Raw genomic sequence first — 13,408 nt, forward strand, 5'->3', positions numbered from 1 at the left:
CGGCTCGCCGCGCCGCCGGCGCATGTGGTGGCCGGCCGCGCTGGCCGCCGCCGTGGCGCTGGCCCTCGGGGTGCCGGCCCTCGTCGCGGGCGGGACCTCGGCGTCCGGCTCGCCCACGCTGTCCGTCCCGGCGGACGACTCGCCCGAGGCCGGCTTCGCCCGCGACATGGCGACCCACCACCAGCAGGCGGTGGACCTGTCGTTCGTGGTCCGGGACCGCACCGGCGACGAGCCGACCCGCACCCTGGCCTTCGACATCATCAACACCCAGGCCAATCAGCGCGGGATGATGATGGGCTGGCTGGACCAGTGGGGACTGTCCCAGCACGCGGCCGCCGCGCCGATGGCGTGGATGAGGATGGGCCACGAGTACCAGGCCCACGACGGTTCGCTGATGCCCGGCATGGCCACCAACACCCAGATCGCGAAGCTGCGCACGCTCAGCGGGCGGGACGCCGAGGTGTACTACCTCCAGCTGATGATCGAGCACCACAAGGGCGGGGTGGAGATGGCTCAGGGCTACGTCGACATGGCCAAGAACGAGACGGAGAAGCGGCTGGCGCAGTCGATGGTGGTCGCCCAGACCTCCGAGCTCCAGCTGATGACCGACATGCTCAAGGAGCGCGGCGCCGCCCCTGGTGTGCCCGCCTCCTGAGCGGCCCCACGACGGCACGATCCGCGCACTTCCCCGGACGGCCGGGGCGGTCCCGTACCGCCCCGGCCGTCCCCACGCTTTCCGGAGAACCCGCATGACCCCCGACGCCCCCTGGCTGATCGCCGGACTGGGCAACCCCGGCCCGTGGTTCCGGCTGACCCGGCACAACGCGGGCTTCCTGGCCGTGGACCGGCTGGCCGAACGGCACGGCGCCCGGTTCCGCCGACGCGGCATCGCCACCCTGGTCGCCGAGATCGGCATCGACGGCCACCGGGTGCTGCTGGCCAAGCCGCTGTGGTCCATCAATCTGTCCGGACGCCCGGTGGCCGGGCTGCTGCGCCGCCACGGCGTCCCGGTCGAGCGGCTGGTGGTGGTGCAGGACGACCTGGACTTCGCGTTCGGTGCCGCCCGGCTCAAGCGCGGCGGCGGCCCGGGCGGCCACAACGGGGTGCGCTCGGTGGGCGAGGTGCTCGGCACCCGGGACTTCGTCCGGCTGCGGTTCGGCATCGGCCGGCCGCCGAAGGGCCAGAGCGTCGGGGACTTCGTGCTGAAGAAGTTCCCGGAGGATGAACTGGCCGCGATGCCAGGCGAGTTGGACCGCTGCGCGGACGCCCTTGAGACGCTGGTACGGCGCGGCCTCAACCGGGCCCAGGACGCCCTGAACGCCCCGGCCTAGGGCTGCCCACGTAGACCCCGGACCGGCCGGGTGAGCAGCGCTGCCGCGGCCGCGACGGCGGCGAGGACGACGAGCACCGTCCGCCCACCGGACGCGGCGCCCGCCAGATGGACACCGAGGACGGACAGCGCCATGCCGAGCGCCGTGCCGAGGCTGCGCGCCATGTTGACCATGCCGCCGCCGACCGCCGAACACTGCGCCGGTATCGCCCGCATCACCAGCGCGTTGTTGGCGGGCAGCAGCAGGCCCAGCCCGTAGCCGGCGATCAGCAGCGGGGCCGCCGCCGCGCCCGTGGCCGGCAGCAGGGCGAACAGCAGCAGTCCGGCGGCCGCGAGCAGTGCGCCGAAGCGGCACATCGTCACGTCCGAACAGCCGCGGGGCAGCAGCCCGCCGCCGACCGTCGCGGCGAAGGCGAACGCGGCGGGCAGCAGGGTGACCAGCAGGCCCGCACGGGCCGTCGAGACGCCCGCGCCGGCGAACAGCACCGGGCCCAGCACCAGCGGGCAGAACAGCAGCAGGTAGCCGATCAGGGCGACCAGCAGGCCGGAGCGCACGCCCGGGGTGTTGACCAGTCCGGGCGCCAGGATCGGCCGGGCGGCCCGCCGCTCCTGGCGCACCAGGGCCAGGGCCAGGGCGGCTGCGGCGAGCAGCAGGACGGCCACCGCCCAGCCGGGCAGGGGCAGGCCGGAGGCGGTGGACAGGGCGAGCAGCAGCGCGGTGGTCGCGCCGGTGAGCAGCAGCATGCCGGGCAGGTCGAAGCGGGTCGCGGCTGGAGCCGGGACTCGCCTGCGGGGCGCCGGTACGACGACCGGACCACTCGCCGTGCGGGTGCGGGGCAGCAGGTACCAGCCGGCCAGGACGCCGAACACCGCGATCGGCACGTTGACCCAGAACACCCAGCGCCACGAGGCGTGTTCCACCAGCAGCCCGCCGAGGCTGGGCCCGAGCGCCAGGCCGAGGCCCTGGGCGGAGGCCTGGATGCCGAGCGCGCGCCGCATCGCGCGTGCCGGGACGCCGCGCGCGACCAGGGCGACGCTGTTGGCCTGCATCATCGCGGCACCGACCGCCTGGACGGCGCGGCAGCCGACCAGCGCCCAGAGGCTGCCGGCGAACCCGGCGCCGAGCGAGGAGAGGCCGAAGACCGCGAAGCCGCCGATGTACATCGTCTTGCGGCCGACCAGGTCGGACAGCCAGCCGATCGGCGCCAGCAGCGCGACCAGGACCAGCAGGTAGGCGAGGGCGACCCACTCGACGGCGGCGAAGCTCGCGTCGAAGTGCCGGCCGAGGGCGGGGAAGACCAGGGCGATGACGCTGGCGTCGAGCTGGCCGAGGAAGGCGCCGAGGCAGACCGTGCCGACGGCCAGCCAGTGGGCGTGGGGCCAGCCGGCGATGCCTCGGGGCCGAGGCCGCTCGGTGAGCAGCCGCGAGGCCAGAGCGGTGGCGTTCATGCTCCGAATATATCGGATGCAGATATGTTCTTTCTGCGAGCAGATCGCTCTCCGACAGGATGCGTCCCACGGGGCGGACGGTGCCGGACGGAACGCCCGTGACAAAGCCCCCGACGGCTTCGTCACGCGGCCGCAACAGCGCCGCAACGGGCCGCGGGCCGGAGCCCGAACCGGCCGCCGAACCACCCCGTACCAGGAGATACGCTGTCCGCCATGCCGTCGTCACCACACGTTCCCGACCCCGCCAGCGGAAGCCCCGACCCGGCGGTCGACCCGGCGGTCGAGCACGCCCGGCGGCTGACCGACACCGTCACCCGGCTGCGCCGCGCGCTGCGCAGCAGCATCCGCACCGACTACCCGTGGGAGTCCCTGCCGATGGCGCAGGTCGAGCTCCTCCAGACGCTGGCCGCCGCACCGCTGCGGGTCGGCGAGCTGGCCGCGCGGCAGCGGCTCGCGCCCAACACCGTCAGCGGACTGGTCGGAAAGCTCCTCGAAGCCGGGTTCGTCGACCGCCAGGCCGACCCCGGCGACCGCCGCACCGCCCGGATCGCCCTCACCCCGGCCGGGCGCCGACAGCTGGACGACTGGCAGCACGCCCACGAGCGGCGGATAGCCGCCGCGTTCGACACCCTCGCCCCCGCCGACCGCTCGGCAGTCGTCGACGCCCTGCCGGCGCTGGAGCGGCTCGCCCGCGCCCTCGCCCAGCCGGGCGCCGGGAACGACGTCCCGGCCTAAACCGCTGGTGACCGGGGTCCGCCCGGCGCTACCGTCCCGGTATGACCACCCCGGACGTACGGATCGAGCCCTGGACGGACGACGACCTGGCGCTGCTGCGCCTGGTCAACACACCGGAGATGAAGAAGCACGTCGGCGGACCGGAGAGCGAGGAGCAGCTGCTCGTACGGCACCGGCGCTACCTGGACTTCGTCCCGTCCGGGCTCGGCTGCATGTACCGGATCGTGCTGCTGCCCGAGGGCGAGGCGGTCGGAACGGTCGGCTACGGCACCCGGACCTGGGAGGGCCGGACCGTCCACGAGATGGGGTGGAACGTGCTGCCCGGCCACCAGGGCCGGGGCATCGCCGTCGCCGCCACCCGCGCGGCGGTCGCGGCCGCCCGCCGCGAGGCCGCGCACCGCTACCTGCACGCCTTCCCCTCGGTGGACAACCCCGCCTCCAACGCGGTCTGCGCGAAGGCCGGGTTCACGCTGCTCGGCGAAACGGACTTCGAGTTCCCGCCCGGGCGGTTCATGCGCAGCAACAACTGGCGGGTGGACCTGCGGGGTTGAGCGGCCCATCAGGCCCGGCACGGTCAGAACAGGGCGCCGCCCTCCAGGTCCAGGAGCCAGCGCTTGCGCTCCACTCCGGCCGCGAAGCCGGTGAGCGCGCCGCCGGCGCCGAGCACCCGGTGGCAGGGGCGCACGATCAGCAGCGGGTTGGCGCCCACCGCGCCGCCGACCGCCCGGACCATGCGCGGCTCCTGCCCGGCCAGCTCGGCGAGTTCGCCGTAGGTGACGGTCGTGCCGTACGGGATCTCGTCCAGCGCGGCCCAGATCCTGCGGCGGAACTCGGTGCCCTCGGGCGCGAGCGGAAGGTCGAAGTCGGTGCGCTTGCCGGCGAAGTAGTCGGTCAGCTGGGCCACCGGCTCGGCGAGCGCCTCCGGGTCGGGGATCCAGTCGTCGGCGGGCTCGGCCAGCGCGTACTTCTGGCCGGGCGCGGTGACGGTGGCCAGCGCGGCCGGCCCGCCGTCCTCGGGCAGCACCCCGCTGAGCAGCAGCCGTCCGAGGGGGCTCTCCATGGTGGTGTAGACGGTGGTGCTCATGATCGGTCGTTCTCCGTTCGGGTGCTGCCGGTGGTCGTCGGGGTGGTGCTCGCGGGGCCGGCCCACAGCCGGTGGACGGCGTAGGAGCGCCACGGGGCCCAGGCCTCGGCGGCGCGGGCGGCGGACTTCGGGTCGCCGGGGGCGCCGAGACGGAGCAGGCCGTGCTTGACGCCCACGTCGCTCGGGAGGAAGACGTCGGGGTCGGCGAGGGCCCGCATCCGCAGGTATCCGACCGTCCAGGGGCCGATGCCGGGCAGGTCCAACAACCGGGCGGCGGCCTCCTCCCGGTCCACCCCGCTGTCGAGGCGGACCACGCCCTCGGCCAGCGCGGCGCACAGGCCGGTGAGCGCGCGGCGGCGGGCGGCGGGCATCGCGAAGTCCTCCGGGTCGGCGGTGGCCAGGGCCGCCGCGGTCGGGAAGAGCAGGCGCAGGCCACCGCTGGGCTCGGGCAGCGCGGTGCCGTACCTCTCGGCGAGCCGTCCCGCCAGGGTACGGGCGGCGCCGACGCTGATCTGCTGGCCGAGCACGGCGCGGACGGCCAGCTCGTGCGGGTCCACGTGGCTGGGCGAGCGCAGGCCGGGGCGCTCGCGGACCAGCGGGCCGAGCAGCGGGTCGGCACCGAGCTGCTCGTCGACCGCCAGCGGGTCGGCGTCCAGGTCGAAGAGGATGCGCAGGCGCTGGACGGCGGTCGGCAGATCGCGCAGGTCGGTGAGCAGCAGCCGGCAGTCGAGCCAGCCGCGGGTGGTCGGCTCGCGCGGCGCCAGGCCGTCGACCTCGGCGATGCCGTGGCCGTACGGGAGCGCGAGGGTGCGCCGGTAGGTTCGCACCCCGGCGCGCGTGCCGGGGACGACCTCCTCCACGCCGGGGACGGCGCGCAGGGCGAGGAAGTCGATCAGGTGGTCGCTGTCGAGCGCGCCGCGGTAGGCGAGGCGCAGGGTGAGGCCGCCGGCCGGGGTCGGGGTCGCGGAGCCGGGGCCGGCGGCGGTGGCGGTGCGGGGGCCGGCGGCGGAGCGGGGGTCGGCGGCGGTGCGGTGGCCGGTCGCGACCTCGGCGCGCAGGCCGCTCGGGGTGCGGTCGTAGACCTCGCGCACGGTGTCGTTGAACTGGCGGACGGACGCGAAGCCGGCCGCGAACGCGATCTCGGTGACGGGCAGTTCGGTGGTCTGGAGGAGCAGGCGGGCGGTCTGCGCACGGCGGGCGCGGGCCAGCGCGATCGGGCCGGCGCCGAGCTCGGCGGTCAGCTGGCGTTGCAGCTGCCGGGAGCTGTAGCCGAGGCGGCCGGCCAGGCCGGCGACGCCCTCGCGGTCCACCACGCCGTCGCCGATCAGCCGCATCGCCCGGCCGACCAGGTCGGCGCGGTGGTTCCACTCGGGCGAGCCCGGCACGGAGTCGGGGCGGCAGCGGCGGCAGGCGCGGAAGCCGGCCCCCTGGGCGGCCGCGGCGCTGGGGTAGAAGACGCAGTTGACCCTCTTGGGGGTCACGGCCGGGCAGCTCGGGCGGCAGTAGATGCCGGTGGAGGTGACCGCCATGAAGAAGACCCCGTCGAAGCGGGCGTCGCGGCTGTCCACGGCTCGGTACCGGATGTCGTCGTCGATCACGTTGTCCAGTTTGCGGCAATGAGTGGGGGGTGACTGGCGGGAATCGGACATTGCTGTTGATCGCTCCTTTAGGGGCCCTCCCCTCCCCCCTCCCCCCACCCACCCTCCGCCACCACCACCCACCACCCGCCTCGCCCCATGAGCCATCGCCCCACGAAGCGCCACCCGCCACCGCCCACCGGGCAGCCATTCACGGGCACCCATCACCAGGGCACCGCCCGCCGCCCGCCCGCCATCCGAACTCCGCCGCCCGAAATTCGCAGGCACGCCCGCCCGACCCGCCGCTACCCTCGCCGGATGAACGAGCAGCAGTCCTACACCGGCTCGGACGACCCGCGCGTCGCCGCCCTGCCTCCGGCCGAGTTCGCGTTCCCCGGCCCGCTGCGGGACCAGCTGGTCACCGCCATCCTCGACGGCTCCAAGACCAGCACCACCGGCCTGGTCGCCGACTACGAGCACGAGGACGAGCCCCTGCCGCTGGCCGGTGAGCGGGCCACCGTCCTCGATTCGGACGGCCGCAGGGTCGCCGTGATCGAGACCACGGACGTCCGGGTCGTCCCGCTCGCGGACGTCGACCTCCAGCACGCCCTGGACGAGGGCGAGGGATGCACCAGCGTGGCCGAATGGCGGGCTGCGCACGAGCGGTTCTGGCGCAGCCCGGAGCTGCTCGCCGCCCTCGATGACCCGGGTTTCACCGTGGACGACACCACTGAGCTGGTGCTGCAGCGCTTCCGCCTGGTGGCCGACCTCCGCTGAGCCGGGCGGGGCCCAGCGGCGGTCGGTGTCGGTCGACGGCGGTCGGTGTCGGTCGACGGCGGTCGGCCTGGCCGCAGGTCAGCGCTTCACCGGACCTCCCGCGGCTCGCATCGACTTGGTGATCGTCTTCCACTTCTTCAGCCGCGCCTTGGCCACCCGGGCGTCCGTGCGCGAGGCGATCCAGTCGTTCTCGCGCTGGAGCTTGAGGTAGCTGTCCATCCGGCGCTGCGGCAGGGTGCCGTCGGCCAGCGCCTCCCGCACCGCGCAGCCGGGCTCGGTGTGGTGGCCGCAATCGTGGAAGCGGCACTCCTCGGCCAGCTCGGCTATGTCCGCGAAGGCCAGGTCCACACCCTCGCCACCGTAGAGACCGACCTCGCGCAGCCCGGGGGTGTCGATCAGCACGCCCCCGCCGGGAAGCGGGATCAGCTCGCGGGTGGTCGTGGTGTGGCGGCCCTTCTGGTCGACCGAGCGGGCCTCCTGGATGGTCATCGCGTCGACCCCGGCCAGCGCGTTGGTGAGCGTGGACTTGCCGACGCCGGACTGGCCGATCACCGCGGTGGTGCCGGGGGTGCAGGCGCGCAGCACGTCCATGCCCTCGCCCGTCTCGGCGCTGACCACGAGCACCGGGACGCCGGGGGCGACGCCCTCGACGTCGGAGCGGATGAAGTCGGCGTCGTCGACCAGGTCGGCCTTGGTGAGGACGACCAGCGGTTCGGCGCCGGACTCCCAGGCCAGGGCGAGGAAGCGCTCGATCCGGCCGAGGTCGGGGTCGAGCGCGAGGGAGGAGGCGATCAGCACGGTGTCGACGTTGGCGGCCAGCACCTGGCCGTCGGAGCGCTTGCCGGCCACCTTGCGGATGATCGCGGTGGAGCGCGGCAGCAGCGCGGCGACGGAGGCCATCGGCTGGGCGTGGAGGTCCACGGCCGCCCAGTCGCCGGTGCACGGGCAGTTGATCATGTCGGCGTCGCCCACCGGCCTGGTGTCGAACCGGACGGTGCGCGGCTCACCCGTCTGCGGATCGGCGATCACGGCGTCACACTGGCCGCGGTCGACCCGGACGATCCGGGCCGGGAGCAGCCCGGCCTCGCCGAACGGGGTGAACAGCTCCGCGAGCTCGGCCGTCCAGCCGTAGCCGGTCAGCGCGGAGTCGTCAGCGGAGGAGGAGGAAGAGGAGAACGACGGAACGGAGGCAGCGTTGGACAACGCAGTGGCCCTTCGGGAGGAACTGGTCCCGGCGGGCTACGGCTGGCGCGAAGGGCTCAGCCGGCGGCCGGGAAGAGGAGGTGAACGCGAGTGCTGCCCTGGGCAGCTATCGGGGCGACAACGGTCACGGGGCTCACCTCCTGCTCTCTACTCCTCGGGCGGCCCACTGGCCTCCGATCCGGACGTGTCACACGCTAGCGGACCAGGCCATGGCGGCCAACCTATTTTTGACCTGCGGAAATGCGGTTCAGCGGTCCACAGCGTGGCCGCAGCAGGACCGCAGCATGGCCGCAGCAGGACCGCAGCGGAGCAATATTTGCCCACCGAATGCCCCTGCCCAAACCCCGCCGAAAGCCAGGGGATTCAGCCCCCGTACCGGTGCTTGAGGTTCGGGTCGTCCAGCCACCACGGCCGCATCCCGCCCTCTTCCTCCTCCGGCCGCCCCGCCGCCCGCGCCTGCGCGGCCGCCGCCTCGAAGCGGGCGTCCAGTTCGGCGTCCACCGCCCTGTTCTCCTCCCGCCCCTGCACCACCATCCGCCGCACCAGCGCGGCCAGGAACGGCAGCCCGACCAGGTCCCCCAGCACCCAGAACGCGTTGCCGCCCCAGGTCTGGTCCTGCGCCAGGCTCGGCCCCCACGGCCGTCCGAGCGCCACGTAGTAGTGCTCGGCGACCAGGTGCCCGCCGTAGATCAGGACGATCCCGAGCCCCGCGTCGAAGATCACCTCGGCGAAGGTGATGAACAGCCCGACCAGGTGCGGGTACTCGTGCCCGACCGGGTCGAGCTGGAGCCGCGGCCAGAAGTACGCGAGGCCCAGCAGGACAAGCGCCAGGTGCAGCACCACGTTCCCGAGCCCGCTGGACACCGACCACTCGTACCAGGGCGTGAAGTAGAGCAGCCATGGCGGCGCCATCAGCAGCGCGGTGGAGACCGCCGGGAACATCAGCACCTTGGACGGGCGGCTGCGCAGCGCCCGCAGGATGCGCTCCCGCCGGGGCTCCGGCGCCGCCTGGACGAGCAGCGAGACCGGCGCGCCGAGCGCGAGCAGCAGCGGGACGACCATCAGCAGCAGCACCACCTGCACCGCCCGGTCGGTGAACAGGATCCGCTCGTACACGCCGAGGCCGGAGCAGGTGCACCAGATCCACAGCAGCAGCCCGCCGAGGAAGGCGGCGGTCCGGGTCGGCTGCCAGCGCCCCCCGCCGGAGGACTCGCCGCCCGACGCCCCGCCGGTGCCCGCCCGGTCGACGCGGCGCACCGCCGCCAGGTACCAGGCGGCGAGCAGCACCGAGAGCGCGAGGACCAGCGGTTCGGCCGTCCACGAGGTCGCCAGGTCGGACCAGTGCCACGGCGGCGGCCCGCCGTACGCGAGCACCGAAGCCGGCCCGCCCGTGCCGTCCGCCGCTACGCCCATCCGCCCGCTCACCCCGCTCGTTCCAGAAGCCGAAAACCGGAAGCCGGGTCACCCCGGCGCCCGGCCATGATGTCCCCGCGCGACCGCCCCGCCGCACCCGGGCCCCGCCTCTATACCCGGACCTGAACAACGCTTTACCTAAGCCCAACAAACCTTTGCCCAGGCAAAGTTCTGCCCTCGTCCCCTTCCTCTCGCAACCGCGTCGGAAGACACAAACGTCTGGAAGGATGCACCGGCGGCGAGACCCCGCCGTGGTCGACAAGGGGATGACACGAGGTGCGAAGCACTGCACGCGGCGAGGGCCGCCGGCTGGCGACGCGCCACCGCAACATCGAACTGGGCCTGCTGGCCTTCGCGGTGGCCGTCTGTCTGGCAGGACACATCGACGCCGCTCTGGCGCTGACCGGAAAGCTGCCGCCCGGCCTGCTGGTGCACGGCCTGTCGCTGGGCGCGCTGGCCGGGGCGGCCCATCTGGCGGTGCGCCGGTTCGCCCCGTACGCGGATCCGCTGATCCTGCCGTTGGGCGTCTTCCTGACGGGCTTCGGGCTGGTGCTGCTGGACCGGCTGGACTTCAGCTACAAGCTCGCGCACGCCGCCAAGGGCGACTACCAGAAGCTCCCGGCCGCGCCCTCCCAGCTGATGTGGGTGTTCATCTCGGTGGCGGCGGCCCTCGCGCTGATCGTGCTGATCAAGCACCATCGCTTCTTCCAGCGGTACGTCTACCTGATGATGGCGGGCGCGCTGATCCTGCTGACCGCGCCGATCTTCTCGCCGACCGACAGCTTCGGCGCCAAGCGGTGGATCAAGCTCCCGGGTCTGCCCTCCTTCGAGCCGGACGAGTTCGTGAAGGTCGCGATCACGATCTTCTTCGCGGGCTATCTGATGGCCCACCGGGACGCGCTGGCGCTGGCCGGGCGCAAGGTCTGGGGGATGACCCTGCCGCGCGGCCGGCACGCCGGTCCGGTGCTGGCGATCTGGGCGGTCAGCCTGCTGGTGCTGATCTTCGAGCGCGACCTGGGCACCTCGCTGATCTTCTTCGGCCTCTTCATCGTGATGCTGTACGTGGCGACCGAGCGCACCAGCTGGGTGGTGCTCGGGCTGTTGATGGCGGTCGGCGGCGCGGCGGTGGTCGGCACCGTGGAGCCGCACGTGCACGGCCGGGTCGAGGCCTGGCTGCACCCGCTCGACTACTACAAGCCGGTGCACGACCAGGCGATCTCCGAGCAGCCCGCCGAGGCGCTGTTCAGCCTCGGCACCGGGCACCTGACCGGGACCGGCCTGGGCTCGGGCCGGCCCTGGCTGATCGGCTTCGCCGGGCGCAGCGACTTCATCTTCACCACCATCGGCGAGGAGCTGGGCCTGGCCGGGGTGACCGCGATCCTGCTGGTCTACGTGCTGCTGATCCAGCGCGGGCTGCGCACCGCGATCGGCCTGACCGACCCGTTCGGCAAGCTGCTGGCCACCGGACTGTCGGCGGCGCTGGCGCTCCAGGTGTTCGTGGTGGTCGGCGGGGTGAGCGGGCTGGTCCCGCTGACCGGCAAGGCGCTGCCGTTCCTGGCGGCCGGCGGTTCGTCGCTGCTGGCGAACTGGCTGATGGTGGCGCTGCTGATCAAGCTGAGCGACTCCTCCGGGCGCACCGCCCTGGATCCGGCCCGGCCCGACCCCGAGCCGCTCCCGGTCCAGGCCCGCCCGGTCGAGCCGATCGCATCCGTCGAACCGTCGCCGAACGGTCCGACACTGTCCGGCCCGTACGGCCCGTACGGCCCGTCGACACCGGCACCGACCCCGGCCGCCACGGACCCGACGGCCCCGACCGAGCCGCGCCCCGGGTACGGCTATCCCCCGAACCAGGCCACCACCTGAGACCGGAGCCTCCGCCACGAAACGCCACAGGGCCTCCCCCGCACCCGCGGGAGAGGCCCTGTCCGTTTCCTGCCGTCCGCTCGGGACTACCGCTGCTCCCACGGCGGCCGGGGCGGCCGCGGCGGGTACCCCGATGCCTGCTGCTGCCCGGGCGGCCCCACCGGCGGCGGTCCAGGCGGCGGTCCAGGCGGCGGTCCCAACGGCTGCGGCCCCGACGGCTGCGGCCCCGACGGCTGCGGCCCCGACGGCGGCCCGGGCCGCGAACCCGGCGGCCCAGAAGGCCCCGAGGGCGGCCCCGAAGGCCGGTCGCTGTCCGGCGGCGGCGGCGCCGGCCGGTGGTGCGGCCCGCCCCGGGCGGTGAGCCGCCCGCGCACGTTGTCGGCGGCCAGCACGTCGGCCCACCGCTCCGGGTACTCGGAGGGCACGTCGACGTCGTCGCCCTCGTCCTCGCCCCACTCCTCCTCGACGCCCTCCGCGAGCCCGAGTTCGCGGGCGCGCCGGGCCCGTTCGACGGCCCGCCGGGCGGCGACCTCGCGGACCACCGCGACGGCGGCCTCCTCCTGGGCGCGCTCGTTCTCGGCCCGCGCGTCGGCGGTCTCCAGGGTGGGCCAGCGGCGGTCTATCGCGGCGTTCATCGCGGCGCCGATGAGGACCGCGAGCGCCACCACGAAGATCCACAGCAGTACGGCCACCGGCGCCGCGAGCGAGCCGTACACCGAGGGGCCCTCGCCGGCCCGGCCCTCGATCGAGCTGACCAGGTAGAGCCGCAGGCCGACGCTGCAGAAGACCAGCACCACCAGGGCGACCAGGGCACCGGGGATGTCCTCGCGCCACGGGGTCGAGACCGGGACGGCCAGGTGGTAGAGGGTGGTCAGCGAGACGATCAGCAGCACGATCGCGACCGGCCAGTAGGCGGCTCCGGCCAGTCCGGCGATGCCGGGCACGGCGTTCTCCACCAGCCCCGGCCCGGCCATCAGCAGTGGCAGCACCAGCGAGCCGATCACCAGGGCGCCGAAGTAGAGGCCGAGCGACATCAGCCGGGTCTTGACGATGCCCCGCTTGCCGTCGAGCCCGTACATGACGGTGATGGTGTCGATGAAGATGTAGAGCGCCCTGGAGCCGGACCACAGGGACAGCAGGAAGCCGATCGAGATGAGGTCGGGCCGGGCGGTGTCGAACACCTGGTTGAGCAGCGGGACCACGACGTCGTTGACGGAGGAGTCCGACAGCGCCGTCCCGGAGGCCGAGACGATGTCGCGCTTGAGCTGTTCGATGGTGGTCGAGTCGATGAACTGGTCGAGGTAGCCGATGGTGCCGGCCAGGCCGAGCAGCAGCGGTGGGATCGACAGCAGGGTGAAGAAGGCCGCCTCCGCGGCGAGGCCGGTGACCCGGTACTCGACGCAGGTGTTGGTGGTGTCCTTCACCAGGTCCCACGCCGTACGGTGCCAGGTGGCCTGTCTGGCCGCGCGCCGGGAGCCCTTGCCCCTCCGTCGGGAGGGTCGCTCGGCGTTCGGTCTGCTCGTATCGCCTGCTGCTTGCACAGGGCCAACCGTATCGGGCCGGGGCCGCGCGGTTGATCTCCCCGGGTGGGGGGCGCGTGGCCGGGCGCCCTGGCGGGGAGCGGCGGGAACCTCCGATCGTCTCGCATGACGATACGTCAGCGTCCATTATCCGGATGTTAGTGGACCGCGAGTCCCGCGCCGTGCGAATCTCTTGCCATGCCTAGCGCCGGAACCACCCTGGTTGGTCGACTCCACGTCGATCTCCTTCGCGTGTCCAGCGCCATCTGTCCGGTGACCTGAGCTCCCGTCTCCGCCGCACTCCCGCATCCGGCGCCGACCTCCCCGCCATCCCCGCCGCCGTGGATGCGCAGGCGCCCTCCCCGCCCCGGTCACTGCCCGTCAGGCCTTGAGAATCCGCAGGTCAGAGCAGCACCGCACGGCCGAGCACGCCCCGCGATCCCTCCGGCGCCAGCGC

The 13,408-nt window shown here is 73.8% G+C and carries 13 protein-coding genes; 7 read left to right on the forward strand and 6 right to left on the reverse strand.

Annotated elements, in window-relative coordinates; translation table 11 throughout:
* Positions 1-22 precede the first annotated feature (22 nt).
* Together QWJ13_RS04315 and pth are read left to right on the forward strand one after the other, a co-directional pair.
* Entirely contained in the window at positions 23-655 is a 633-nt protein-coding gene (locus QWJ13_RS04315) for a DUF305 domain-containing protein (protein ID WP_316521649.1), read from the forward strand.
* Positions 656-749: 94 nt separating this feature from the next.
* On the forward strand, positions 750-1,331 hold the full coding sequence (gene pth / locus QWJ13_RS04320; RefSeq protein WP_316520595.1) for an aminoacyl-tRNA hydrolase: 582 nt from the start codon (positions 750-752) through the stop codon (positions 1,329-1,331).
* Here pth and QWJ13_RS04325 read toward each other — a convergent pair.
* Entirely contained in the window at positions 1,328-2,779 is a 1,452-nt protein-coding gene (locus QWJ13_RS04325; protein ID WP_316520596.1) for an MFS transporter, read from the reverse strand. The genes pth and QWJ13_RS04325 overlap by 4 nt on opposite strands.
* Positions 2,780-2,992: 213 nt before the next feature.
* Between QWJ13_RS04325 and QWJ13_RS04330 the strand changes: the two genes are divergently transcribed.
* Together QWJ13_RS04330 and QWJ13_RS04335 are read left to right on the forward strand one after the other, a co-directional pair.
* Complete coding sequence (locus QWJ13_RS04330; RefSeq protein ID WP_316520597.1) at positions 2,993-3,514, forward strand: MarR family winged helix-turn-helix transcriptional regulator; 522 nt, start codon at positions 2,993-2,995, stop codon at positions 3,512-3,514.
* A gap of 41 nt (positions 3,515-3,555) precedes the next feature.
* Positions 3,556-4,065 carry a GNAT family N-acetyltransferase gene (locus QWJ13_RS04335; RefSeq protein WP_316520598.1) on the forward strand — a complete coding sequence of 170 codons (510 nt, stop codon included), beginning with the start codon at positions 3,556-3,558 and terminating at the stop codon, positions 4,063-4,065.
* A gap of 23 nt (positions 4,066-4,088) precedes the next feature.
* On the opposite strand, the gene QWJ13_RS04340 is transcribed toward QWJ13_RS04335, so the two are convergent.
* A complete protein-coding gene (locus QWJ13_RS04340; RefSeq protein ID WP_316520599.1) occupies positions 4,089-4,598 on the reverse strand; it encodes a methylated-DNA--[protein]-cysteine S-methyltransferase in 510 nt (169 codons plus the stop codon).
* A complete protein-coding gene (locus QWJ13_RS04345) occupies positions 4,595-6,247 on the reverse strand; it encodes a DNA-3-methyladenine glycosylase 2 family protein (RefSeq protein WP_316520600.1) in 1,653 nt (550 codons plus the stop codon). The genes QWJ13_RS04340 and QWJ13_RS04345 overlap by 4 nt, the downstream gene beginning before the upstream one ends.
* A 246-nt stretch (positions 6,248-6,493) precedes the next feature.
* On the opposite strand from QWJ13_RS04345, the gene QWJ13_RS04350 reads away from it, so the two are divergent.
* The gene (locus tag QWJ13_RS04350) at positions 6,494-6,952 is read left to right on the forward strand and encodes an ASCH domain-containing protein (RefSeq protein WP_316520601.1); all 459 of its coding nucleotides are present in this window, start codon (positions 6,494-6,496) and stop codon (positions 6,950-6,952) included.
* 78 nt (positions 6,953-7,030) lie between these two features.
* Here the strand turns inward: QWJ13_RS04350 and rsgA are convergent, their stop codons facing one another.
* Together rsgA and QWJ13_RS04360 are read right to left on the reverse strand one after the other, a co-directional pair.
* Entirely contained in the window at positions 7,031-8,155 is a 1,125-nt protein-coding gene (rsgA, locus tag QWJ13_RS04355; protein WP_316520602.1) for a ribosome small subunit-dependent GTPase A, read from the reverse strand.
* 363 nt (positions 8,156-8,518) lie between these two features.
* On the reverse strand, positions 8,519-9,568 hold the full coding sequence (locus QWJ13_RS04360; RefSeq protein ID WP_316520603.1) for a cytochrome c oxidase assembly protein: 1,050 nt from the start codon (positions 9,566-9,568) through the stop codon (positions 8,519-8,521).
* Positions 9,569-9,844: 276 nt separating this feature from the next.
* Here QWJ13_RS04360 and QWJ13_RS04365 point away from each other — a divergent pair, with 276 nt between their 5' ends.
* Positions 9,845-11,431 carry an FtsW/RodA/SpoVE family cell cycle protein gene (locus QWJ13_RS04365; protein WP_316520604.1) on the forward strand — a complete coding sequence of 529 codons (1,587 nt, stop codon included), beginning with the start codon at positions 9,845-9,847 and terminating at the stop codon, positions 11,429-11,431.
* 86 nt (positions 11,432-11,517) lie between these two features.
* Here QWJ13_RS04365 and QWJ13_RS04370 read toward each other — a convergent pair whose 3' ends face one another.
* Positions 11,518-12,855: a YihY/virulence factor BrkB family protein gene (locus tag QWJ13_RS04370; RefSeq protein WP_316520605.1), complete on the reverse strand. Its 1,338-nt coding sequence runs from the start codon at positions 12,853-12,855 to the stop codon at positions 11,518-11,520.
* Positions 12,856-13,149: 294 nt separating this feature from the next.
* On the opposite strand from QWJ13_RS04370, the gene QWJ13_RS04375 reads away from it, so the two are divergent.
* The gene (locus tag QWJ13_RS04375; protein WP_310593185.1) at positions 13,150-13,233 is read left to right on the forward strand and encodes a putative leader peptide; all 84 of its coding nucleotides are present in this window, start codon (positions 13,150-13,152) and stop codon (positions 13,231-13,233) included.
* The last annotated feature ends 175 nt before the right edge of the window (positions 13,234-13,408 follow it).

It is taken from the genome of Kitasatospora brasiliensis (assembly GCF_032654805.1).
GTDB classification, from domain to species: domain Bacteria; phylum Actinomycetota; class Actinomycetes; order Streptomycetales; family Streptomycetaceae; genus Kitasatospora; species Kitasatospora brasiliensis.